The organism is Nocardia sp. KT25-26, assembly GCF_056627695.1.
Map to the genome: position 1 here is coordinate 4,975,368 of NZ_CM152813.1, position 22,130 is coordinate 4,997,497.

Here is a 22,130-nt window from a genome sequence, read left to right on the forward strand (position 1 = left end):
CGCCTGCCCCAACTCCGACGTGTCGTCTACCTCGGTTTTCGTCGCGGAGTAACAGTTACTCGGCGACAAGATGTCGGGAGCGACAAAATTCGGCCGCAGCGTCTGTGCGGGCTTGTCCGCGGGGCCGCCGATTTCAGTATCCTGCTCGAATGCGTCGCTATGTGGCCGCCATCGATCAGGGCACGACTTCGAGCCGGTGCATCGTCTTCGACCGGCAGGGCCGCATCGTCGGCACCGCCCAGCGCGAACACGAGCAGATCTTCCCCCGCCCCGGCTGGGTGGAACACGATCCACGGACCATCTGGCGCAATACCGAATCCGTTCTCGGTGAGGCCCTGGGCGACGCCGAATGCGCGGCCACCGATATCGCCGCGATCGGCATCACCAACCAGCGGGAGACCACCGTGGTCTGGGATCGACGCACCGGTGAACCGGTGTACAACGCCGTCGTCTGGCAGGACACCCGGACCGACCGGCTGTGCACCGAGCTCGCGGGCGAGCACGGACCGAACCGATACGCCGAACGCACCGGCCTGCCGCTGTCCACCTACTTCGCGGGCCCGAAGCTGCGCTGGATTCTGGACAACGTACCGGGCGTGCGCAAACGCGCCGAAGCCGGCGAACTGTGCTTCGGCACCATGGACACCTGGGTGCTGTGGAACCTCACCGGGCAGCATCTCACCGATGTCACCAATGCCTCCCGCACCATGCTGATGGATCTGCGCACCCTGCAATGGGATCGGCAGATCTGCGCGGAAATGGACATCCCGGTCTCGCTGCTGCCGGAGATCCGCAGTTCCTCGGAGGTGTACGCCGAGATCGAATCCGGTCCGCTGGCCGGGGTTCCGGTCGCCGGGATTCTCGGCGACCAGCAGGCCGCCACCTTCGGGCAGGCCTGCCTGGCTCCGGGCGAGGCCAAGAACACCTACGGCACCGGCAGTTTCATGCTGCTCAATACCGGCACCACCCCGGTGCCGAGCAAGCACGGCCTGCTCACCACCGCCTGCTACCGGCTCGGCGACCAGCCGGCCGTCTACGCATTGGAGGGGTCCATCGCGGTCACCGGGTCACTGGTGCAGTGGCTGCGCGACAACCTCGGCCTGATCTCCACGGCGGCCGAGGTGGAGGACCTGGCCGGCACGGTTCCCGACAACGGCGGCGCCTACTTCGTGCCCGCATTCTCCGGGCTGTTCGCACCGCGCTGGCGCCCGGACGCGCGCGGCGTGATCGCCGGGCTCACCCGGTACGTCACCAAAGCCCACCTGGCCCGGGCCGTTCTGGAATCCACCGCCTTCCAGACCCGGGAGGTGGTCGACGCGATGCGCGCCGACGCCGAGGCCCAGCAGCTGGATCTGGAGCTGACCACATTGAAGGTCGACGGCGGGATGACCGCCAATGGCCTGCTGATGCAGTTCCAGGCGGACATCCTGGACGTGCCGGTGGTCCGGCCGACGGTGATCGAGACCACCGCGCTCGGCGCCGCCTACGCGGCCGGGCTGGCGGTGGGCTACTGGACCGGAACCGACGACATCCGGGAGAACTGGGCCGCCGACCGGGAGTGGCGGCCGCAGATGTCCGAATCCGAACGCTCCGAGCGCCTCGCCGAATGGAACAAGGCGGTGGAACGCACCTACGGCTGGGCCTGAACCGCCGGTTCGGCCACCGCCGCCGCCAGGCGGTCGACGGCCTCCGTCAGCGTCGCCTCGTCGGATGTGGTGAAGCACAGCCGCATCGAGTTGCGGTACCCGCCGTCGACGGCGAAGGCCGAGCCGGGCACATAGGCCACACCGGCGGCCAGGGCGGCGGGCAGCAGCTCGGTGGTGTCGGTTCCGTCGCGGAAATCGGCCCAGACGAACATGCCACCGGCCGCCTCGGAGCACCGGATCCGATCGCCGAAGGTGCCGCGCACCGCATCGACCAGCGCCCGGGCCCGGGTGCCGTAGGTGGCCCGCACGCCATCGATGTGCCCAGTGAGCCAGGCGGTGTCGGTGAGCAGTTCGGTGGCGATCTGCTGGGTGAGCGCGGAACCACACAGGTCGGCGCCCTGTTTGAGCAGTTCCACCGCCCGGCACACCCGGTCGGGAGCGACCAGCCAGCCGACCCGCAACGTCGGGGCCAGGGTCTTCGACACGCTGGACAACCGGATCACCTGCGCCGAGGCCGCGGCGACCGGCGGCGGGGTGGGCGCATCGAACCAGAGCTCACCGTAGGGATCGTCCTCGATCACCCAGAAACCGTGTGCTTCGGCCAGTTCGGCCAGCCGGCGCCGCCGCGGCGCGGCCAGGGTCACCCCGCCGGGATTGTGGAAGTTGCTCACCGTGTGCACCACGGCGGGCCGTTCGCCGCGCACCAGGAGTTCGTCGAGCAGGTCCAGCCGCAGACCGTCCTCGTCCAGCGGCAGCGCGACGATCCGAGCTCCGGCGGCCCGGAACACCTGCAGTGCACCGACATAGCCGGGATCCTCGACGACCACCAGGTCACCCGGGTTCAAGAGCACCTCGGCCAGCAGGGCCAGCGCCTGCTGCGAACCGTGCGTCACGAACACCTCGGACTCGGGCACCGGGCGACCCAGCCGGGCCGACTCCCGGTCGGCCAGCACCGCCCGCAGCGGTGTCCATCCCGGGGACTCGGTGTACTGCAGCACCGCCCGGTCGGCCAGCGCGGTCGCCGCGGCGGCGGCGATCCGATCCCGCGGCATCAGGGCGGCGTCCGGCAATCCACCGGCCAGGCTGATGATGTCGGCGCGCCGAGTCAGCTTCAACAGGTCACGGATCGCCGAACTCTTCAGGCCGGCGAGTTTGCCGGCGAGGGGCGGGACGGTGGACGGCATGCGACCACACTGGCACACCCGGCCTGCAATCCGGAATAGTCATCCCATGATTTGGACGTGATCTCGGCGACGCTGCTACCGTTCGGTGATCTGCTCCAGCAGCCATTTACCGTCCCGCTCGACCGCTCGGACGATCTGCGGATACTCGGCGCTGGTCCCGTCCGGATGCCATTCCTGCACGTCGACGTTGTACCGACCGGCCCCGATCGGCACGATCCGCACACAGTGCGTCGACCCTTCCGGCACGTTCTCGTCGATGCCCTCCTGGATCGACTCCGCCGTCATCGCGGTGACCTCCGGGACCACGAACGAACGCGCCTTCGCGCCGTCGCGATCCACATAGAAGGCGTACTGGAAGGCCAGAATCGCATCCACCCCGGACGTGGTGCCGCCCTCCCCGTTCCCGATGGTGGCATTGCCCTGGGTACCCGAGGCACAGTTGCGCCCGAACACCGCCGACGGGGTCGGCTCGTCCGAGGCCGAATCATCACCACCCCGCTTGACCAGGGCGATCGTCGCCACCAAGGCCAGCACGGCCACCAGGGCACCGGCCGTACCGAGCAGCACCGGCATGGGCAGTTTCGGCTTCTTCCGGGCCGTCGGCGCCGGGCGCCCGGCCGGCGCCAGCCGCTGCGCGATCGGGTCGTTGGACCAGGACAGATCCGGCTGGGGCGGCGGTTTGGGCACCCCGCCGTCGTCGGCAGGTGAGCTCCACCACTCCTCGTCCGGCCGCGCCGGCCCGCTGTCCGGCGACGAGCGGATCACCTCGGTGCGGTCGGACCCGGCGGGCGTGGACTCCGGATTCCGGCGGATCAGCTCGGTCCGGTCGTCGTCGCGGGACTGCGCCGCCCCGGCAGCATCCGGACCGCTCGGTGCCGGCGTCCACGCCGGCGCTTCGTCACCGGGCCCCGGCGCACCGGCCGGACGCCAGGCCAGATCCGGACGATCGGCGGCAGGCGGCTCCGGCGGCGACCACTTCTCCCCCACCGGCGCCCCGAACTCCGAGAGCGGCGGGCCGAAACCACCGACCGGCGGCTCCGGCGGCCGGACATCGCGCAGGGGCGGACCGAAGTCGTTCACCGGCGGACCGAATTCCGAGTCCGGTTCCGGCCGATCGGCGCCGTTGTCACCCACGTTCCATCCTTTCCCCAGGACACAGCTGTGGGGCGGCCGCCACCGACCGCCCCACGGGGTTACCGACTACTCAGTACTGGATCGAGCCACCCCACTGGGTGGTCACACCCGCGACGTTCACCGACTGCGGGTCCAGCTCCCCCGGTACCGGAAGTGTAGCCTGGGCCACCGCATCCATGGCGGCCTGACCACCCGGCTGCGCCTTGATCCAGTCCTCGACCGCATACCGGGCCAGGTTGGCCTGGGTGGTGTCGAGCACGGTCTCCTGGACGTTGTCCACGCCGTCGGCGCCACGATGGAACGTGGTCAGCTTGATGGCGTTCTCCTCGATGTACTCCACCGAGATACCGGCCTCGCCCGGCCCCGCCGGGGTGCCGTAACCGACCGTGCCGACGTAGCCGTCCGCGTTGTTGAAGTGGTGCGTGTTGGCCGTATAGCCGGGGGCCAGCCCACCGGCGTCGACGGTGACACCGAGTTCCTGGTGCGGGCCCGGCATCTCGACGACCGGCGCCGCCGGAGCGGACTCCAGGCGGGGCGCCTCCCAGGCCGGCTCCGGCTCCTGCATCAGGGTGTCCGCACCCTCTTCGGGAGTGGTCTCGGCCGCCGGTGCCTCCGGGTCGACCGGCTGCTCGGGGGCCTCGCCCTCGGTCTCCGGCGCTTCCCCGGTCTCGGCGTCCTCCGGCTCCTCGCCGGGCTGCACCGCCCGCTCCGGAGTCTCGGGGGCCTCGGTGTTCACCGCGGGCTGCGCCGGCCGGTCCTGGCCCGGAACGGGCAGCGGAGCGATGCGCGGCGGTGCGGTGACGCCCGGCTGCGACGGCGTCCCGGCCTCCGGATCACCCGGCTCCGGGTCGGTGACCCCGGGCTGGCTCGGGGTCGGCGTGGTGACACCCGGCTGACTCGGCGTGGTCTCGGTTTCCGGAGACCCGTTCTCGGGAGACTCCGACTCCGGCGTCGCGGGAGCTTCGGTCTCCGGGGTGGTGCCCGGCTGCGGGGCACCCTGCAGCTCCGGAGCACCGTTGCCCGGGTTGCCCGGCTGCGAGTTGCCCGGGTTCTCCGGCTGGCCGGGATCGGCGCCGGCCGGCGCCGCCAGAAGGGTTGCCACAGCGGCGGCAGTGGCCAGCGGCAACGACGTGGTCGCCATCGCTCGCTGCGCCCGACTCGGCTTACGATGCTTCACTTCTCGTCATTCCCTTTCCCCTGCGTGCACCGAGTGACGGGGCACACACTGTCGTTCGGCGTGAGACGCCGGTGGACGACGCGGTCGCGGCGCGCGTTACGGAAAGGGTGACCCCCCATAACAAAATCCACGCGATCGACACCGGTCGCGTCTCGCGGGCAGTCAACCACACCCGGACCGGACAAGCAACGCGGCAGTAGGTTACTGCCGAATCCGCCGCGGGTCAGTCCAAATCGTCGTGCCGCATCAGCAAACGAGCAGCTTCGGTCACCGAGCCGGTGAGGGACGGATACACCGAGAACGTCTGTGCCAGATCGTTGACCGTCAGATTGTTCTGCACCGCCAGCGCGATCGGCAGGATCAGCTCCGAGGCGATCGGCGCGACCACCACACCACCGATCACCACACCGGTCGCCGGACGGCAGAAGATCTTCACGAAACCGCGTCGGAGCCCGGACATCTTGGCCCGCGGGTTGGTGTTCAACGGCAGCATCACCGTGCGCGCGGGCACCTCACCGTTGTCGATCGCGGTCTGGCTCACGCCGACGGTCGCGATCTCCGGACGGGTGAACACCGCAGACGCCACCGTCTTCAAACGGATCGGGTTCACTCCCTCACCCAGCGCGTGATACATGGCGATCCGGCCCTGCATCGCGGCCACCGAGGCCAGCGGCAACAGACCGGTGCAGTCACCGGCCGCGTAGATCCCGGGCACCGCGGTCCGGGAAACCCGGTCCACCCGCAGGTAGCCGCCCCGGTCCAGATCGATGCCGACCCGCTCCAGCCCCAGCCCGGCGGTATTCGGCGTGGAGCCCACGGTCATCAGCGCATGCGACCCGGACACCGTGCGGCCGTCGGAGAGCTTCACCACCACCCCGTCCGCGGTCCGCTCCACCGCATCGGCCCGGGCATGCTTGACCAACTCCACACCGCGCTCGGCGAGCGCCTCCTCCAGCACCAGGGCGGCGTCGGCGTCCTCCCCGGGCAGCACCCGATCACGGCTGGAGACCAGCTTCACCTGCACACCCATCTCGGTGTAGGCCGAGACGAACTCCGCACCCGTCACACCGGAACCGACCACCACCAGCGTCTCCGGCAGTTCGGTCAGCTCGTAGAGCTGCCGCCAGTTCAGGATTCGCTCACCGTCCGGCTCGGCGCCCGGCAGCACCCGCGGGCTCGCGCCGGTGGCGATCAGCACCACCTCGGCCTCCAGTTCCTCACTCGCCCCCTCGGCGGTGGTGACCCGCACCCGGTGCGCGGCCAGACCCGTTCCCGAATCGACCAGCTCGCCCCAGCCCGGCACCACCCGCACCCCGGAGGACTGCAATTTGGCACGGATATCCGAGGACTGGGCCAGCGCCAGCGCCTGGACCCGGGCATTCACCTCCGGTAGGTCGACCCGCGCCTGGCTGGCGTCGAGAGTGATCCCCAGATCCCGCGCGCGGCGCAGATCCGTCCGGATCCCGGTGGAGGCGATGAAGGTCTTCGACGGCACACAGTCCCAGAGCACGCACGCACCGCCGATACCGTCCGCGTCGATCAGCGTGACATCCGCACCGTGCTGCGCGGCCACCAGAGCGGCCTCGTAACCCGCCGGGCCGCCGCCGATGATTGCGATTCGGGTCATGCGTGCATACCTCCTGTGTCGAATGGCCGAGCTCCGCTCGGCGTGCGGACGGTGTCCGATGGCCGACTTCCGGCCGGCGTGCGGACCAGGCCCTGTCAGCCCCTGAATCAGCACTCGAGACTCGGGCCTTCGGCTCATGCGCTTTCGAGGGGCGGGCCCGGTCGTCGCTCGTAAGACTCGCTCCAGACGGGTGGCGCAGGCTCGGAGCTTGCGTCGCTGTCCATCCTCGCAGGTGTGGGCTCACGGCGCCCAGTCGGCGCACCGCGGCGGCCGCCGTCCGGGGCCGAACAGAGCCGTAGGCGTGGGAATCTTCGGTCCGCGCGCAGCATCGCGACCGAAATCCGCCCCGCCGATCCGTGCGGTGGCCGCACCCGCCGCGGATATTGGCTACAGTTCACAGGTGCCGATCTACGCCGCTTACGGGTCCAACATGGACTCCACGCAGATGCTCGAGCGCTGCCCGCACTCCCCCATGTCGGGAACGGGCTGGCTGGAGGGTTGGCGCCTGACCTTCGCCGGTGACGACATCGGCTGGGAAGGACCGCTGGCCACCGTCGTCGAAGACCCCGGTTCCCGCGTGTTCGTCGTCCTCTACGACGTCTCCCCGGAGGACGAACAGCGCCTGGACCGCTGGGAAGGCTCGGATTTCGGGATCCACAAGAAGATCCGGCTCCGGGTCACCGGCAACGAGGGTGCCGCGCGCCTGGCCTGGCTCTACGTCCTGGACGCCTACGAGGGCGGACTGCCGTCCGCTCGCTACATCGGGGTCATCGCGGATGCCGCGGAGAAGGCCGGCGCGCCCGCCGACTACGTCCACGCCCTGCGCACCCGCAACAGCAAGAACGTCGGTCCGGGGTCGGTGTAATTTTTGCCGAGCTCCGCTCGGCGTGTTCCGGCCCTCTTCTGCCCAGCGAATCGGCACTCGAGACTCGAGCCTTCGGCTCATGCGCTTTCGAGTGCCGATTCGCTGGGCGGGCCGGAACGTCGCTCGTAAGACTCGCTCCGTGCGTGGGTGCGAATGTTGCGGTGCCGGGCGCTCGGAGCGCTACTGGGCCGAGTCGGACGGTGGCGAGGCGCTCAGCGGCCTGCCGGACATATCGGCCTGGCGCAGTGCCAGGACGAGGTGACCAGCCTGCATTCGGAGGTACCCCGTTCGGGGTGGGCGAACCTGGGTCCCGGACCGACGGGACGCTCAGCCGGTCTGCCGGGCCATCCGGCGTGCTCAGCCGGCTTGCAGGACCAGGTTGGTCAGCACCCGGACGCCCACTGCGAGGGCCCGTTCGTCCAGGTCGAAGGTGGGCTGGTGCAGGTCCAACTGGTCGCCCTGGCCGGACCACACGCCGAGGCGGGCCATGGCGCCCGGGACCTCTTCCAGATACCAGGAGAAGTCCTCGCCGCCGCCGGATTGCGGGGTGTCCGCGAGCGCTTCGGGGCCGAGGGCGGTGATCGCGTTCTCGAACATCCGCACCGACTCCGGGTCGTTGACCACCGGCGGGACGCCGCGCTTGTAGTTCAGCTGGTACCGGACGCCGGTCGGCGCGAGCAGGCCGTCGACGATCTCACGGACGGTCGGTTCGAGCAGCGCCCAGGTGGCGTGGTCGCCGGTGCGCACGGTGCCGGTGAGCATGCCGGTCTGCGGGATGGCGTTCGGCGCCTTACCCGCACTCACCGCGCCCCACACCATCACGGTGCTGGTACGCGGATCGATGCGTCGGCTGAGCATGCCCGGCAGGCCGGTGATCACGGTGCCGATCGCGTACACCAGATCGCTGGTGAGATGCGGGCGCGAGGTGTGGCCACCGGGCGAATCGAGCACCAGTTCCACGGTGTCGGCGGCCGAGGTGATCGGGCCGGTGCGCAGACCGACCCGGCCGACCTCGAGGCGCGGATCGCAGTGCAGCGCGAAGATCCGGGACACCTCGGCCATGGCTCCCGCAGCGACGACGTCGAGGGCGCCGCCGGGCATCACTTCCTCGGCGGGCTGGAAGACGAGCCGGACGCCGACCGGCAGGTCCAGATCGGCGAGCGCGAGCGCGGTACCGAGCAGCACGGTGGTGTGCGCATCGTGGCCGCAGGCATGCGACACGCCCGGAACGGTGGAGGCGAAGCTGAGGCCGGTGAATTCCTGCATCGGCAGTGCGTCCATATCGGCACGCAATCCGATCCGCGGCCCCTCCGGGCCGATATCGCAGATCAGGCCGGTGCCGCCGGGCAGCACCTGGGGGTTCAGCCCGGCCTTGGTGAGCCAGGCCGAGACGAACTCGGTGGTGGCGAACTCGGTCCGGGACAGCTCCGGGTTGGCGTGGATGTGGCGGCGCCACTGCACCAGGTCGGCGGTGTGCTCGGCCAGCCAGGCCGATACCGCCTCCGCACCGGATTCTGCCGTACCACCGGGAACCGCCATGGCGGGATACACCCCGGTGTCCGAACTGCCGGTAATGCTCACCGATTGTCCTCCTGTCGTTCCACGAGCCGTTGCAACAACCTGTCCCTGTGTTCTACATCGCGGGCCACGGCCATCGTGGTACGCGCCAGCGCGACGGCGCCGTCGACGACGGCCAGATCCGCGGAGGCACCGGCCGCTGCCGTGGCGAACTCCGGCTGATGTGTCACCGCGCCGTCGGCGTCGATGCCGATGACCGGGTGGATGCCCGGGATCACGTTGGTGACATTGCCCATGTCGGTACTCCCGAGCGGACGCTGCACCTCGAGCTCGGGTGCGATCGGCACCCGGCCCAGCCCCGGGAGCTGCGCTCGGTAGGCAGCCAGCAGATCGGGGTCGGGCGTGAGCTCGGTATATGTGGGCGCGAGGGTCCGTATGTCGTGAGTGCAGCCCGTCGCCAGGGCACCCGCCTCGAAACAAGCCGTTGCGCGTTGCATCAGGTCGTCGAGGGAAGCGGAATCGGTCGCTCGTAGGTAATACAGCAACTCCGCACGTTCGGGCACGATGTTGGGGGCTACGCCACCGTCGCCGACTATACCGTGCAACTGTTGTCCCGGGCGCAAATGCTGGCGCAGCAACCCCAGGGCAACTTGCGCGACGGTGACCGCGTCACCGGCGTTGCGTCCCATTTCCGGCGCGGCGCTGGCATGCGCGGCACGGCCGTGGAAGTCGACCGCCAGATCCGCCAGCGCCAGCGAACTGGCCCCGGCGATGTCCTGCGGTCCGGGGTGCACCATCATCGCCATGGCCAGGTCGGCGAAGGCACCGGCCTCCAGCATCAGCACCTTGCCGCCGCCGCTCTCCTCGGCCGGCGTGCCCAGCACCACGACCGTCAGATCGAGCTCGTCGGCGACCTCGGCGAGCCCCAGCGCCGCGCCCACGCTCGAGGCCGCAATGATGTTGTGCCCGCAGGCGTGTCCGATCTCGGGCAGCGCATCGTATTCGGCGCACAGGCCGACGGTCAGTGCACCGCTGCCGTAGACGGCGCGGAACGCGGTCGGCAGCCCGGCGACCGGCCGGGTGATCTCGAAACCGCGCTCGGCCAGCGGTGCGAGCACCTTCGCGACGCTGCGATGCTCGGCGAACGCCGTCTCCGGTTCGGCGTGCAGATCGTGCGACAACGCCACCAACCGCGCGGCAGCGGCATCGATCGCCGCCTCCGCGGCGGTTGCCGGCTGATCACCGGTACGCGGAAGGGCCATGGCACCCAGTCTCGCACTGTGCGCACGGACCGGCACCTCGCCACCTCCGGCGGGCCCCGCCGGGCGGGTCAGTTACCGAACGGCAGATTCTCCGGCGTGACCGGCTCGGCCAGCGCCTGCAGGGTCGGCGCATGCAGGGTCGACTTGATGAACGGCGTGATCGGCTTGCGCAGCGGGGCCAGCGCCGCGGCGCGGGCGACGGCAGCCGAGAGCAGCTGATCCGGTTCGGCCTCGGCATCGACGATACCGGCCGCGATCGCCTCGGCGGCCGGGAAACGATGCCCGGTGGTCATGGCCTGCACGCACACCTGATTGGTCAGGCGGTTGCTCAGCAAGGCGTTCATGCCCGGGGTGAACGGCATGCCCAGCTGCACCTCCGGCAGCGACCAGTAGCCGCGGTCGGACCGCATCACCCGGAAGTCGTGGGCCGTGGCCAGCATCGCGCCGGCGCCGAAGGCGTGCCCGTTCACCGCGGCCACCGTGGGCATCGGGAAGGTCAGCAACCGGCTGTAGATGGTGTGCACCCGGTCCAGGTACCCGTGGATCTTGTCCATGTTGCCGAAGATCCAGTCGGTGTCCAGACCGTTGCTGAAGAACTTGCCGGTCGCGACGGTCACCAGGGCCGCGGGGCCGTCGGCGGTCTCGACCCGGTCCAGCGTCTCGTGGAACGCGTCCATCCAATCCGGGGAGAAACGGTTCTCGCTGTCGGTCTGACCCTCGTTCCCGAGGAAGACCACGAACACATCTCCATCACGCTCCAGATACGGCATGCACAAAGACTATGGGACGAGCCGGTCCGGGGTTACCGGCGGGTATCGGGCAATGCGGAGTTCGGCAGTGGCCCCGCGGATTAGACTCGCGGCATGCTTGCCGAACAGGCCGCCGAGGCGATCGCCGAACGTACCGGAGTGCCCGAACATCGAGCCGCCGTGATCCTCGGCTCGGGCTGGCAGGAAGCCGCCGCCGAGATCGGCACGCCGCGCGCGTCGGTACCGATGCCGGAGCTGCCCGGGTTCGGTGCGCCGAGCGCACAGGGGCACCACGGCACCGTGCATTCGGTGACCGTCGGCGACACCCCGGTGCTGCTGATGATGGGCCGCCGGCACCTGTACGAGGGCTGCACCCCGGAGGAGGTGGTGCATCCGGTCGCCGCCGCGATCGCTGCGGGCGCGCGGACGGTGCTGCTGACCAATGCCGCGGGCGGCATCCGGCCGGGACTGCGGGTCGGCGAGCCGGTCCTGATCGCCGACCATCTGAACCTCACCGGTCGTTCCCCGCTGTCCGGCGCCACTTTCGTCGATCTCGTCGACGCCTGGGATCCGCAGCTGCGCACCCTGGCCCGCGAGATCGACCCCGGCCTGACCGAGGGCGTCTACGCCGGCCTGACCGGCCCGCAGTACGAGACACCCGCCGAGATCCGGATGCTGGCGACCCTGGGCGCGGACCTGGTCGGCATGTCGACGGTGCTGGAACTGATCGCCGCCCGGGCCCTGGGCGCCCGGGCGCTCGGTATCTCGCTGGTCACCAACCTGGCGGCCGGAGTCACCGGTGCACACCTCTCCCATGCCGAGGTACTCGCCGAGGGGCAGGCGGCGGCACCGCGCCTGGGCAAGCTGCTGCGCGGCGTTCTGGAGCGGCTGTAGATGCTGCGCTTCGGCACCGCAGGCCTGCGCGGACCGCTGCGCGACGGCCCCGACGGGATGAACGTGGACACCGTGGCGCGAGCCACCGCCGGGGTGGCCGCCTGGCTGCGGGACCGGTGCCTGGGTGGGGGCCGGGTCGTCGTGGGCCGCGACGCCCGGCACGGCTCCGACGACTTCGCGACCACCACCGCCGAGGTGTTCACGGCGGCCGGTTTCCCGGTCACCCTGCTGCCGGAACCGCTGCCGACCCCGGTCCTGGCCTTCGCCGTCCGGGAACTCGGCGCGGTGGCCGGGGTCCAGATCACCGCCTCGCACAACCCACCGGCCGACAACGGCTACAAGCTCTATCTGGACGGCGGCCTGCAACTGGTCGCCCCGGCCGACCGCGAGATCGAAGCGTGTATCGACGCGGTACGGCTGCCGGTCGACCGCGCACCGGTACCGCCCGCACCGGCTGCCGACCGGCCTGCCTCGAACCACCCCGGCGCAGCCACGGACTACGCCACCACCGCTCTGGCACCGACGGATCGGGGTCATCGGCCGGCCGATGCCACCCGGCCCGCCACCGACCCCCGAAACCGGACCGGCAGCGCCGGAACCAGCGCCCCGGCCGCTGACCGACCTGCTGCCGGCGCATCCAGCGCCATCGCCCCGTCTCCGGTAGACCCGGACGAGGCGCCGTCCGTCGTGCGCGCGACCACGGATCGGTCGCGGCAACAACTACCGCCCGGCGGCGGCACCGCCGAGTCATCGGCCGGTACCGGCGGTTCGACCGGGCCGGACGGGGTGGGCGATCCCGATCCGGCGGCCGGGCTGCTGGATCGCTATCTGGCGCGGGTGGCCGCGCTGCCTGCCCTGCTGGGCGGGCCGGGTGAGCGGGCGCCGGTGCGGATCGCGCTGACACCGTTGCACGGGGTGGGCGGGGCGACCGCGGTGGCGGCACTGCGGGCGGCCGGATTCGACGATGTCCACGTGGTCGGATCGCAGTTCGAGCCCGATCCGGACTTTCCGACCGTCGGGTTCCCCAATCCGGAGGAGCCCGGCGCCACCGATCTGCTGCTGGAACTGGCCGACCGGGTGAGCGCCGACCTGGCGATCGCCCTGGATCCGGATGCCGACCGATGTGCGCTGGCCGTTCCGGGCGCGGACGGCCTGCAACTGCTGCGCGGGGACGAAACCGGCGTACTGCTGGCCGACCACCTCCTGGACACCGCCGAGCCGGGTGCTCTGGTCGCCACCACCCTGGTGTCGTCGCGCCTGCTCGGCAAACTGGCCCCGGCCCGCGGCGCCCGCTACGCCGAAACCCTGACCGGCTTCAAATGGCTCGCCCGGGCCGGTTCGGGGCTGATCTACGCCTACGAGGAGGCGATCGGGCACTGTGTCGACCCGGCGCGGGTGCGGGACAAGGACGGCATCTCCGCCGCCGTACTGGCCGCCGACCTGGTGGCGAAGCTGAAGGCGGACGGGCGGACCCTGCGGGACCGGCTGGACGACTACGCCGTGGAGTTCGGCCTGCACCTGGGTGACCAGGTGTCGCTGCGGCTGGCCGACCAGGCGGCGGCCAGCGAACTGGTTGCCGCCCTGCGCGCCGACCCGCCGACGCAGATCGCCGGCACCCCGGCCGGGTTCGTCGACCAGCTCGCCGCCCGCGGCCCGCTGCGCACCGACGCCCTGCTCCTCGAGGGCGACGACTTCCGAATCGTGATCCGCCCCTCCGGAACCGAACCCAAGCTCAAGTGCTACCTGGAGGTGTTCGCGCCGGTCCCCGACCGCACCGCACTACCCGCCATCCGCGCACTCGCCGCCGAACACCTCGCTCGGCTCGGCGAGTTCTGCCACACCCTGACCGAGCACCGCTGATCCGTGCCTCAGTCGGCCGGCGCCCGCGCATCATCGAAGGTCCCGCCCGGCGGCGGAACCGTCACGAGCGCCGTACCGGGACGGTGCCGGGCCACCGGACCGCAGCGCCGGAACGGCCCCGCCGGATCGAACACCTGCCGCAGAGTGGGATCCGCGTAGTCGAGCAGCCAGCGCGGATCGGCGGCGGATCAGCGCGGGCCGAACTGGCGGTCGCCGGCATCGCCGAGGCCGGGGACGATGAAGGCGTTGTCGTCGAGACGCTCGTCGACGGCGGCGGTGACCAGACGCACGGGCAGACCCGAGGATTCCAGTGCGGCAATGCCTTCCGGTGCGGCGACGACGCACAGGGCGGTGATGTCGGTGGCCCCGCGGTCGGCCAGCAGGTCCAGGGTGTAGCGCATGGAGCCGCCGGTGGCCAGCATCGGGTCCAGCACGAACACCGGCAGCCCGGTCAGGTCCGGGGGCAGCGACGCCAGGTACGGGACCGGCTTGTGGGTCTGCTCGTCCCGGGCCACGCCGACGAATCCGACCCGTGCGTGCGGGATGAACGCCGAGGCGGCATCCACCATGCCCAGGCCCGCGCGCAGCACCGGGACCAGCAGCGGCGGCCGGGCGAGCTGCACGCCCTCGGCCTGCCCCACCGGCGTGGTGACCGGTTCCCGGTGCACCGGCGCATCACGCAGCGCCTCGTAGACCAGGATCCCGGTGAGGTCGCGCAGCGCCGCCCGGAAGGCAGGGCTGTCGGTGCGGGCGTCCCGCATCGTCGTCAGGAGAGCGGCGGCGAGTGGATGATCCACGGTGTCGGTACGCATGGGATGACGATAGAGTGAGCGGCGGCGGGAACGGGTGGGAAGTTCGCGGGAACCGAAGGCAGCTGCGGTGCGTCCCAATAGGTGATTGACGTACTCTTGCTCACCGAGCATCTGCCCGCCGCCGGCGCTGCTCTCGATGACGAATGGGGGAAGTTCGATGCGAAAGATGTCGGCCGATACCGAAGGGATCGCCGCCTACGCCACCAGCGCCCAGGTCATGTCGGGCGAGCTCGCCACCGCCGCGGCCGGTTCGGCCGCTTCCGACCCGACGCTGCTGGGCCCGATCTTCGGCCTGATCGGCGGCGATTTCCTGACCGCCTATTCGGCCGCGCACGCCGGGCATGTCGCGGGGATCGGCCAGTTGTCCGCGGTGATGGCGAGCATGGGCGGTGCCGCCACCGCCGCCTCCGCCACCCTGGTGGACACCGACCAGGGCAACGCCGCGCCGCTCACCGCCGCCACCGCCGAACTGGACGGCCCGGTCGCATGATCGACATCAACACGCTGGCGAAACCACTGCTCGACCTGCTCGCCAGCTTCGGTACCGGCGTGCTGCCCAGCGGCGGCCCCTCCGACGGCCTGCGGTCGACCGCGACCAACCTGGACCAGATCCACGAGCTCGGCCGCAACAGCATCAACGCGATGAACAACGCCTGGGACGGGGTGGCCGCCGATGCGGCCACCGCCAAGGCGCTGCGGGTGCAGACCTCGGCCGCCACCCTGTCCGATCGTGGCACCGAGATGGCGACCGTGGTGGACCAGGCCGGTGCGTACGTCCAGGCGGGCCAGAAGGAGCTGGAGGCGATCGCGCAGTCGTTCGTGAACCAGGCCGCCGCGCTGGGCCCGGCCCTCGGCACCCCGGCCGGGCTGATGACGGTGGTGAGTTCGGCCATCGACCACATCGGCCAGGGCGTCGCGGTGGTGAACCGGGTACAGGGTGAGCTGAGCACCCAGACCGCCGCGATGCAGGAGCTGACCCCGCCGCCCCCGACCCCGTCACTCGCCTCCACCGCGGCCGCCGCGGCGTCGTCGGTGACTTCCTCGGGTGGCGGCCTCGGCCAGCTGGCCTCCGGCCTGTTGTCCACGGTGAGCGGGCTCGGCACCGAGGCCGCGGCGACGACGGCGCAGCCGATCGCCGCCGCGACCACCCCGAGCACCGGCGCCCCGGGCGACGGCACCGCATCGGACACCGGCACCGGAGTCAAGGTCACCCTGCCGGACGGCAGTGTGGTCGAGGCGCCGAACGAGGAGGCCGCCACCGCCGTGCGATCGGCCCTGGGCGCGGTCGGGACCCCGTACGTATGGGGCGGCAACGACCCGGGCAGCGGGATCGACTGCAGCGGTCTGACCAAGTACGCCTACGGCGAGGCCGGGGTCGAACTGCCTCGGCTCGCCCAGGAACAGCACATCGGGCACCCCCAGGTGTCCCCGGGCGACCTGCAGCCGGGTGACCTGGCGGTATGGGACGGCCACGTCGCGATGGTGATCGGCAACGGCCAGCTGGTCGAGGCGGGCGATCCCGTCCAGGTCGGCTCGCTCCGGACGGAGAACAGCGGTATGGAGTTCTACGGCTTCTACAGGCCCACGGCATAGGAGACGGGCATGAGTGACAGTACGACCCCCGGTCCCGGGGCGATCCCCAACGCCACCTCGGCGGTCAGCCGGAACCGGTCCGGCAGCATCTCGGTTCGGGCGACCAACCAGGGGCTGCCGATCGAGATCCAGTTCGAGCGCAGTGAGTACCGCTACGGCGCCCAGGCGCTCGCGGCCGAGATCCTGCGTCTGACCAAACAGTCGACGCTCAAGGCCAAGAATCGGATGCGGGAGGCCTACACCGAGGCCGGGATGCCCGACGAGGCACTCGACCAGCTGGGCCTGCCCACCCGCCGGCAGATGGTCGAGGAGCTCGATCGGATGGATGAGGCGGATACGGGACAGACGAGCTGGATGAGGCCGGTATGAGCGCAGAGATGGACGCCCTGGTCAACGGGGTCGTGGCGAAGCTGGAAGCCCTGGAGGCCGGGCTGTACGGCATGAAGCAGGTACGCGGGGAGTTCCGCACCGAGGACGGGGCGGTCACCGTCGAGGTCAACGGCGAGGGCGAACTGGTCGCGTTGTCGCTCGCCGAATCGGTGACGACGATGGCGCCGGCCGAGGTCGGGCAGCTGATCGTCTGGGCCTGCCGGCAGGCCACCGAGTCGGCTCAGGAGCAGCGTTCGAAGGTCGTTGCGACACTGAACGAGTCGTTCGCCGGCACCGACGCACCGAGCGCGGGCACCTCAGGTGCCGGGCCGGATAGTGCGCGGGGCTGAACCTCGCTAGGCTTCGCATCATGGCTTCTGGAGACCTCGTCCCGATCGAGCTCGGTCTGACCGACGGCGATCTCGTCACCCTGTGGGCACCGCGCTGGCGCGACGGCGACGAGGAGTGGGAGGCGTTCCTAGGGCACGAAGACGACCTCTACGGCTTCGAGTCGGTCGCGGAGCTGGCCGCCTTCATCCGGACGAACACCGACAACGACCTGGTCGATCATCCCGCCTGGCCGGTGGTCGCCGGGCTGTCGGCCGCGGAGCTGGAGCCGGAGGAGAACTTCACCTTCGACCTGGTCGGCGTCCCCGAACTGGCTGCCGGCCGGCCCGATGCGGAGACCGTGGTCGAACTGGACGACACCCTGACCATGGTGCGCAACATCGGCGAGATCTGCGAGCTGGAGGCGGTCACCGGCTTCTTCGACGCGAATCCGGCGCTCGGTGCGCTCACCGGCGGTGTGCACAACTTCACCGGCCGTGAGGGCGAGCAGCTGTGGGACGAGGTCGGCGCGGCCATCGCCAAGGGCTGGGACGATGTGCTCGATGCGATCGACAATGTGGTGACCACCCCCGAGGTGGATGCCGAGGCGGTATCGGTCGCCGAGGCCGAACTGCTCGCCGCCGAGGAGAACGAAGTCGACGCCGACGATGCTGCCGAGGAGGACGAGGAATTCGAGTCGGTCGATCTGGACGAGGACGACGAGGACGATGAGGACGACTCGTTCTGGAACCAGGTCGGGATCGACCCGGTGAAGATCATCACCTCGGACGGCACCTGGTTCACGCTCCGCTGCTATCTGGGTGATGAGCCGATCTTCCTCGGCCGGCGCGGCACCATCACGGTGTTCCCGTCCGAACGGGCGCTGGCCCGCTATCTGGCAGATGAGCACGACCACGACCTCGCCCGGGTGAGCACCTACGAGGACGTACAGGCAGCGGCCGTGGACGGCTCGCTCGAGGTCGAGGTGACCGACGAGAACGTCTACGTCCTGCCGGGCCTGTCCGATGATCTCGCCGAAGGCCCGGACGCGATCGACGTCGAACAGCTGGACCTGGCGGTGGAGTTGCTGACCGATGCCGCCGACTATGCCGGCGACGACGGTGTCGAACTCGGGTTGGCCAAATCGAATCCGCTCGGCTGGTACGTCTCCTATGTGTTGGAGCCGGACCCGACCCGGATGGCGCCGAAGCCACCGTTCGCGGCGGAAGCGCAGACCTGGCGCGAGCTCGAACGAGCCTTCGAGGGCCGCCTGGAGCGGCAGTGACCGATCAGCCCAGCAGCACCGCGTAGCCGGGCTTGATCACGCTGTCGATGAAACGCAGCCGGTCCGGGAACGGCAGGAACGCCGATTTCATCGCATTGATGGTGAACCTTTCCAGGTCACTCCAGCCGTAGCCGAAGGTCTCGACCAGTTTGCGCATCTCCCGGCTCATGGTGGTGTCGCTCATCAGGCGGTTGTCGGTGTTCACCGTCACCCGGAAGCGCAGCCGCGCCAGCAGGTCGAACGGGTGTTTGTCCAGCGACGGGACCGCCCCGGTCTGGACATTGGACGAGGGGCACAACTCCAGGGGCACCCGAGTGTCGCGCACGTACTGGGCGACCAGGCCGAGTTCGGCGCCCTCCGGCTCCCCATCGGCCGGCCGGATGTCGTCGGTGATGCGCACTCCGTGCCCGAGCCGGTCGCAGCCGCAGAAGGCGAGGGCTTCGTGGATGGACGGCAGCCCGAACGCCTCACCGGCGTGGATGGTGAAGTGCGCGTGGTTGGCGCGCAGATACTCGAATGCGTCCAGGTGCCGGGTGGGCGGGAAACCGGCCTCCGCTCCCGCGATATCGAACCCGCCGACGCCGCGTTCGCGGAACCGGACCATCAGCTCGGCGATTTCCAGCGATCGGGCAGCATGACGCATGGCCGTGAGCAGGCAGTTGATCCGGATCGGGGTGCCGCGCTCGGCGGCCAGCACCTCACCCTCGCGGAAACCGGCGAGGGTGTGCTCGACCACCTGATCCAGGGTGAGTCCGCGTTCCAGATGCTGTTCGGGTGCGAACCGCACCTCGGCGTACACGACGCCGTCGTCGGCCAGATCCAGCGCGCATTCCCGGGCCACCCGGCGCAATCCCTCGGGGGTCTGCATGACGGCCACGGTGTGCGCGAAGGTCTCCAGATAGCGTTCGAGCGAACCGCTGTCCGCGGCCTCTCGGAACCAGATCGCCAGGCTCGCTTCGTCGGTGGCGGGTAACGCGTCGTAGCCGCATTCGCGCGCCAGGTCCAGCACGGTGCCGGGACGCAGGCCACCGTCGAGGTGATCGTGCAGCAGAACCTTGGGCGCCTGCCGGATCGAAACGAGGTCGAGAGGCATGGGACCAGTCATGTCACGACGGTAGCCGCAGCAACCACCCCGCGGCCACGAAACTCGCTGGGTGGCAACCGGCTCGTTGCCGAGCGGTCGATTCCGCTTCACCCGGGCCGTCCACCGGTCACCCAGCCGGTGCCGCCGGAGGTCCGGGCTGTCCCCGCCCAGCGGTCGGCCGACTACTCGCCGATGCGCTCGAGGATCAGGCTGCCGCCCGCCACCGGCTCGGCGACGATGGCGACAGCGGCGGCGAGCGCGGCCCGGGCCGCCGGAAACGACTCCGGGGTATCGGTGTGCAGGGTGAACAGGGCCTGTCCGGCTCTGACGTGATCGCCGGGCCGGGCATGCCACTGCACGCCGGCGCCGAACTGCACAGGGTCACCCTGGCGAGCGCGGCCGGCGCCGAGCCGCCAGGCGGCGATGCCGACGGCGCGGGCGTCGAGGCAGGCGAGGTAGCCGGTGTCCGGCGCGGTGACCGTTTCGGTGTGCCGGGCCCGAGGCAGCGGTGCGTCCGGGGCCCCACCCTGGGCTCGGACCATGGCCCGCCAGTGGTCCATGGCGCGGCCGTCGGTGAGTGCAGCCGCCGGGTCGGCGTCGGGCAGCCCGGCCCGGTCGAGCATCTCCCGGGCGAGGGCCAGGGTGAGCTCCACCACGTCGGCGGGGCCGCCTCCGGCGAGCACTTCCACGGCTTCAGCGACCTCGAGGGCATTACCCGCCGCATTGCCGAGCGGCGTGTCCATGTCGGTGAGCAGCGCCACCGTGCGGACTCCGGCGTCCCGGCCGAGCTCGACCATGGCGGTGGCCAGTTCCCGGGCGGCATCGCGGGTCGTCAGGAACGCACCGCTGCCGACCTTCACATCGAGGACCAGCGCTGCCGTGCCCTCGGCGATTTTCTTGCTCATGATCGAGCTCGCGATCAACGGGATCGATTCGACCGTGCCGGTGACATCACGCAGCGCGTAGAGCCGTTTGTCCGCCGGTGCCAGCCCGGCACCGGCGGCACACACCACGGCCCCGATCGCCGGGTCGGTCAGCATCTCGCGCATCGCTGGCATGGTGACCTCGGCCCGCCAGCCCGGGATCGATTCCAGTTTGTCCAGGGTGCCGCCGGTGTGCCCGAGACCACGGCCGGAAAGCTGTGGCACCGCGGCGCCACAGGCCGCCACCAGCGGTGCCAGCGGCAGGGTGATCTTGTCCCCCACCCCGCCCGTCGAGTGCTTGTCGACCGTCGGCCGGGGCAGATCGGTGAAGTCCAGCCGTTCCCCGGAGGCGATCATCGCGGCCGTCCAGCGGGCCGTCTCCCGCCGGCTCATCCCGTTGAGCAGGATCGCCATCGCCAGCGCGGACATCTGTTCATCGGCGACCGCACCCCGGGTGAACGCATCGATCACCCAGTCGATCTGACCGTCGGAGAGCTCATCGCCGTCCCGTTTGGTTGCGATGACCGACACTGCATCGAATACCGGATCCGCTGTCACGCGGCCAGTCTCGCACGATCGACGATGTACGCAGGGTTGCCGCCTGCGCGCCGCGACACCGGCGACGCACCCGTGGACACCACATACCGCCGCTGCCGGCCCGGCCGCCACCCGGCCGAGTCACCGAGCACCCGAGTCCATCGGCCGCTGGTCACCGGTCGCCGGGATCGGTCCGCCCGGCGGCGAGATCGTCCGGCCCGAAGGCGTGCGGCAGCAGTTCGACGAGGCGTAGCGGGCGCTCGGCATGATCGACGATCAGCTCCGGCCCGCCGTGTTCGTAGAGCACCTGACGGCACCGGCCGCAGGGCATCAGTATCTCGCCCCGGGAATCGGCTACCGACATCGCCAGCAACCGCCCACCGCCACCGGAAAACAAGTTACCGACGAGTACAGTTTCCGCACAGAGCGTCAAACCGAGTGAGACATTTTCCACATTGCAGCCGCTCACAATTCGGCCGCCGACGGTGAGAGCCGCCGCACCGACGGGAAACCGGGAATAGGGCGCGTAGGCCACACCCCTTGCCTCGATTGCCTTGCTACGCAGTAGATTCCAGTCGATCTCCGACATCTCGGCCCTTCCGTCGAGCGCGCCGATTATGGCCGCGCGGTATCGACTACGCCACTGCACAGCCTCAGGAAAGGCAAACCTAACAAAGGCGACGAGTGGACAACGCGCGGCACGCCGAATTAGTTCCCGGATTGCAAGAGGATTAGAGTTCACCCCAGATCGGTTCAGGTCCCCGGCGGCGGCCCGCGCCCGGAAGAACGTTGCGCAGCCACCAGGGCTTTCGCCTCTCCACGTGGTCGGCGCCGGATCTGCGACCGGGTCCATCAACGACGTTGGAGGCACCGCACTCTATGACCACGATAGAAGCTCCGGCTCCGGCTCAGCCGAAGCGCAAGACGCTGTACCGAGGCGACCCCGGAATGTGGTCGTGGGCACTGCATCGGATCACCGGCGCGACCATCTTCTTCTTCCTGTTCGTGCACGTCCTCGATACGGCACTGGTGCGGGTCAGCCCGGAGACCTACGACGAGGCGATCGAGCTCTACAAGAACCCGCTCGTCGCGCTGATGGAGATGGGTCTGGTCGTCGCGGTACTGTTCCACGCGCTCAACGGTGTGCGGGTGATTCTGGTCGACTTCTGGTCGCAGGGGCCGCGCTTCCAGAAGCAGATGCTGTGGGTCGTGCTCGCCATCTGGATCGTCGTCGCCGGCGCGGGTGTCGGCCGCCAGTTCTTCTACCTGCTGACGGAGCACTGA

At 70.3% G+C, this 22,130-nt stretch carries 21 protein-coding genes; 10 read left to right on the plus strand and 11 right to left on the minus strand.

Going from position 1 to position 22,130, the window contains the following annotated elements:
- Positions 1-149: 149 nt before the first annotated feature.
- Positions 150-1,646, plus strand: coding sequence for a glycerol kinase GlpK (gene glpK / locus AC1HFH_RS22595; RefSeq protein WP_480244785.1), 1,497 nt, complete (start codon positions 150-152; stop codon positions 1,644-1,646).
- On the opposite strand, the gene AC1HFH_RS22600 is transcribed toward glpK, so the two are convergent.
- From AC1HFH_RS22600 to AC1HFH_RS22615, 4 genes are all read right to left on the minus strand, one after another.
- The gene (locus AC1HFH_RS22600; RefSeq protein ID WP_480244786.1) at positions 1,631-2,830 is read right to left on the minus strand and encodes an aminotransferase-like domain-containing protein; all 1,200 of its coding nucleotides are present in this window, start codon (positions 2,828-2,830) and stop codon (positions 1,631-1,633) included. The two genes, glpK and AC1HFH_RS22600, sit on opposite strands and share 16 nt — an antisense overlap.
- Positions 2,831-2,905: 75 nt before the next feature.
- On the minus strand, positions 2,906-3,964 hold the full coding sequence (locus AC1HFH_RS22605) for a DUF8176 domain-containing protein (protein ID WP_480244787.1): 1,059 nt from the start codon (positions 3,962-3,964) through the stop codon (positions 2,906-2,908).
- Between the two features lie 70 nt (positions 3,965-4,034).
- The gene (locus AC1HFH_RS22610; RefSeq protein ID WP_480244788.1) at positions 4,035-5,105 is read right to left on the minus strand and encodes a hypothetical protein; all 1,071 of its coding nucleotides are present in this window, start codon (positions 5,103-5,105) and stop codon (positions 4,035-4,037) included.
- Between the two features lie 259 nt (positions 5,106-5,364).
- On the minus strand, positions 5,365-6,768 hold the full coding sequence (locus AC1HFH_RS22615) for an NAD(P)H-quinone dehydrogenase (RefSeq protein ID WP_480244789.1): 1,404 nt from the start codon (positions 6,766-6,768) through the stop codon (positions 5,365-5,367).
- 400 nt (positions 6,769-7,168) lie between these two features.
- On the opposite strand from AC1HFH_RS22615, the gene AC1HFH_RS22620 reads away from it, so the two are divergent.
- Positions 7,169-7,633 (plus strand): gamma-glutamylcyclotransferase family protein, encoded by a 465-nt coding sequence (locus AC1HFH_RS22620; RefSeq protein ID WP_480244790.1) that lies wholly within the window; start codon positions 7,169-7,171, stop codon positions 7,631-7,633.
- Between the two features lie 357 nt (positions 7,634-7,990).
- On the opposite strand, the gene AC1HFH_RS22625 is transcribed toward AC1HFH_RS22620, so the two are convergent.
- The 3 genes from AC1HFH_RS22625 to AC1HFH_RS22635 all read right to left on the minus strand — a co-directional run bounded on the left by AC1HFH_RS22625 (position 7,991) and on the right by AC1HFH_RS22635 (position 11,183).
- On the minus strand, positions 7,991-9,172 hold the full coding sequence (locus AC1HFH_RS22625) for a M20 family metallopeptidase (protein ID WP_480247947.1): 1,182 nt from the start codon (positions 9,170-9,172) through the stop codon (positions 7,991-7,993).
- A 38-nt stretch (positions 9,173-9,210) separates the two neighbouring features.
- Entirely contained in the window at positions 9,211-10,413 is a 1,203-nt protein-coding gene (locus tag AC1HFH_RS22630; protein ID WP_480244791.1) for a M20 family metallopeptidase, read from the minus strand.
- A 68-nt stretch (positions 10,414-10,481) separates the two neighbouring features.
- A complete protein-coding gene (locus AC1HFH_RS22635) occupies positions 10,482-11,183 on the minus strand; it encodes an enoyl-CoA hydratase/isomerase family protein (protein ID WP_480244793.1) in 702 nt (233 codons plus the stop codon).
- A gap of 93 nt (positions 11,184-11,276) precedes the next feature.
- Between AC1HFH_RS22635 and AC1HFH_RS22640 the strand changes: the two genes are divergently transcribed.
- A complete protein-coding gene (locus tag AC1HFH_RS22640; protein WP_480244794.1) occupies positions 11,277-12,056 on the plus strand; it encodes a purine-nucleoside phosphorylase in 780 nt (259 codons plus the stop codon).
- Complete coding sequence (locus AC1HFH_RS22645) at positions 12,057-13,916, plus strand: phospho-sugar mutase (protein ID WP_480244795.1); 1,860 nt, start codon at positions 12,057-12,059, stop codon at positions 13,914-13,916.
- 188 nt (positions 13,917-14,104) lie between these two features.
- Here the strand turns inward: AC1HFH_RS22645 and upp are convergent, their stop codons facing one another.
- The gene (gene upp, locus AC1HFH_RS22650) at positions 14,105-14,728 is read right to left on the minus strand and encodes a uracil phosphoribosyltransferase (RefSeq protein ID WP_480244796.1); all 624 of its coding nucleotides are present in this window, start codon (positions 14,726-14,728) and stop codon (positions 14,105-14,107) included.
- A 157-nt stretch (positions 14,729-14,885) separates the two neighbouring features.
- On the opposite strand from upp, the gene AC1HFH_RS22655 reads away from it, so the two are divergent.
- From AC1HFH_RS22655 to AC1HFH_RS22675, 5 genes are read left to right on the plus strand one after another with little or no spacing between them, the layout of a single operon-like run.
- Positions 14,886-15,218, plus strand: coding sequence for a type VII secretion target (locus AC1HFH_RS22655; RefSeq protein ID WP_480244797.1), 333 nt, complete (start codon positions 14,886-14,888; stop codon positions 15,216-15,218).
- Positions 15,215-16,321, plus strand: a complete 1,107-nt coding sequence (locus tag AC1HFH_RS22660) for a C40 family peptidase (RefSeq protein WP_480244798.1) — start codon at positions 15,215-15,217, stop codon at positions 16,319-16,321. The genes AC1HFH_RS22655 and AC1HFH_RS22660 overlap by 4 nt, the downstream gene beginning before the upstream one ends.
- Before the next feature lie 9 nt (positions 16,322-16,330).
- On the plus strand, positions 16,331-16,690 hold the full coding sequence (locus tag AC1HFH_RS22665) for a hypothetical protein (protein ID WP_480244799.1): 360 nt from the start codon (positions 16,331-16,333) through the stop codon (positions 16,688-16,690).
- Positions 16,687-17,040 carry a YbaB/EbfC family nucleoid-associated protein gene (locus AC1HFH_RS22670; RefSeq protein WP_480244800.1) on the plus strand — a complete coding sequence of 118 codons (354 nt, stop codon included), beginning with the start codon at positions 16,687-16,689 and terminating at the stop codon, positions 17,038-17,040. The genes AC1HFH_RS22665 and AC1HFH_RS22670 overlap by 4 nt, the downstream gene beginning before the upstream one ends.
- A gap of 20 nt (positions 17,041-17,060) precedes the next feature.
- On the plus strand, positions 17,061-18,302 hold the full coding sequence (locus AC1HFH_RS22675) for a primosomal protein (protein ID WP_480244801.1): 1,242 nt from the start codon (positions 17,061-17,063) through the stop codon (positions 18,300-18,302).
- Between the two features lie 4 nt (positions 18,303-18,306).
- On the opposite strand, the gene AC1HFH_RS22680 is transcribed toward AC1HFH_RS22675, so the two are convergent.
- From AC1HFH_RS22680 to AC1HFH_RS22690, 3 genes are all read right to left on the minus strand, one after another.
- Positions 18,307-19,407, minus strand: coding sequence for an adenosine deaminase (locus AC1HFH_RS22680; protein WP_480244802.1), 1,101 nt, complete (start codon positions 19,405-19,407; stop codon positions 18,307-18,309).
- 161 nt (positions 19,408-19,568) lie between these two features.
- The gene (locus tag AC1HFH_RS22685; RefSeq protein ID WP_480244803.1) at positions 19,569-20,867 is read right to left on the minus strand and encodes a thymidine phosphorylase; all 1,299 of its coding nucleotides are present in this window, start codon (positions 20,865-20,867) and stop codon (positions 19,569-19,571) included.
- Positions 20,868-21,018: 151 nt separating this feature from the next.
- Positions 21,019-21,435: a cytidine deaminase gene (locus AC1HFH_RS22690; RefSeq protein WP_480247948.1), complete on the minus strand. Its 417-nt coding sequence runs from the start codon at positions 21,433-21,435 to the stop codon at positions 21,019-21,021.
- 290 nt (positions 21,436-21,725) lie between these two features.
- On the opposite strand from AC1HFH_RS22690, the gene sdhC reads away from it, so the two are divergent.
- Positions 21,726-22,130: a succinate dehydrogenase, cytochrome b556 subunit gene (gene sdhC / locus AC1HFH_RS22695; RefSeq protein ID WP_480244804.1), complete on the plus strand. Its 405-nt coding sequence runs from the start codon at positions 21,726-21,728 to the stop codon at positions 22,128-22,130.

Excerpts from the sequence above, each read along its gene's own strand:
- AC1HFH_RS22660 (WP_480244798.1), top strand. The coding sequence starts at position 15,215 with ATGATCGACATCAACACGCTGGCGAAACCACTGCTCGACCTGCTCGCC.
- AC1HFH_RS22645 (WP_480244795.1), top strand. The coding sequence starts at position 12,057 with ATGCTGCGCTTCGGCACCGCAGGCCTGCGCGGACCGCTGCGCGACGGC.
- AC1HFH_RS22635 (WP_480244793.1), bottom strand. The coding sequence starts at position 11,183 with ATGCCGTATCTGGAGCGTGATGGAGATGTGTTCGTGGTCTTCCTCGGG.
- glpK (WP_480244785.1), top strand. The coding sequence starts at position 150 with ATGCGTCGCTATGTGGCCGCCATCGATCAGGGCACGACTTCGAGCCGG.
- AC1HFH_RS22690 (WP_480247948.1), bottom strand. The coding sequence starts at position 21,435 with ATGTCGGAGATCGACTGGAATCTACTGCGTAGCAAGGCAATCGAGGCA.
- AC1HFH_RS22670 (WP_480244800.1), top strand. The coding sequence starts at position 16,687 with ATGAGCGCAGAGATGGACGCCCTGGTCAACGGGGTCGTGGCGAAGCTG.
- sdhC (WP_480244804.1), top strand. The coding sequence starts at position 21,726 with ATGACCACGATAGAAGCTCCGGCTCCGGCTCAGCCGAAGCGCAAGACG.
- AC1HFH_RS22630 (WP_480244791.1), bottom strand. The coding sequence starts at position 10,413 with ATGGCCCTTCCGCGTACCGGTGATCAGCCGGCAACCGCCGCGGAGGCG.
- AC1HFH_RS22655 (WP_480244797.1), top strand. The coding sequence starts at position 14,886 with ATGCGAAAGATGTCGGCCGATACCGAAGGGATCGCCGCCTACGCCACC.
- AC1HFH_RS22680 (WP_480244802.1), bottom strand. The coding sequence starts at position 19,407 with ATGACTGGTCCCATGCCTCTCGACCTCGTTTCGATCCGGCAGGCGCCC.
- AC1HFH_RS22615 (WP_480244789.1), bottom strand. The coding sequence starts at position 6,768 with ATGACCCGAATCGCAATCATCGGCGGCGGCCCGGCGGGTTACGAGGCC.
- AC1HFH_RS22610 (WP_480244788.1), bottom strand. The coding sequence starts at position 5,105 with ATGGCGACCACGTCGTTGCCGCTGGCCACTGCCGCCGCTGTGGCAACC.
- AC1HFH_RS22665 (WP_480244799.1), top strand. The coding sequence starts at position 16,331 with ATGAGTGACAGTACGACCCCCGGTCCCGGGGCGATCCCCAACGCCACC.
- AC1HFH_RS22625 (WP_480247947.1), bottom strand. The coding sequence starts at position 9,172 with ATGGCGGTTCCCGGTGGTACGGCAGAATCCGGTGCGGAGGCGGTATCG.
- AC1HFH_RS22640 (WP_480244794.1), top strand. The coding sequence starts at position 11,277 with ATGCTTGCCGAACAGGCCGCCGAGGCGATCGCCGAACGTACCGGAGTG.
- AC1HFH_RS22675 (WP_480244801.1), top strand. The coding sequence starts at position 17,061 with ATGGCTTCTGGAGACCTCGTCCCGATCGAGCTCGGTCTGACCGACGGC.
- upp (WP_480244796.1), bottom strand. The coding sequence starts at position 14,728 with ATGCGTACCGACACCGTGGATCATCCACTCGCCGCCGCTCTCCTGACG.
- AC1HFH_RS22600 (WP_480244786.1), bottom strand. The coding sequence starts at position 2,830 with ATGCCGTCCACCGTCCCGCCCCTCGCCGGCAAACTCGCCGGCCTGAAG.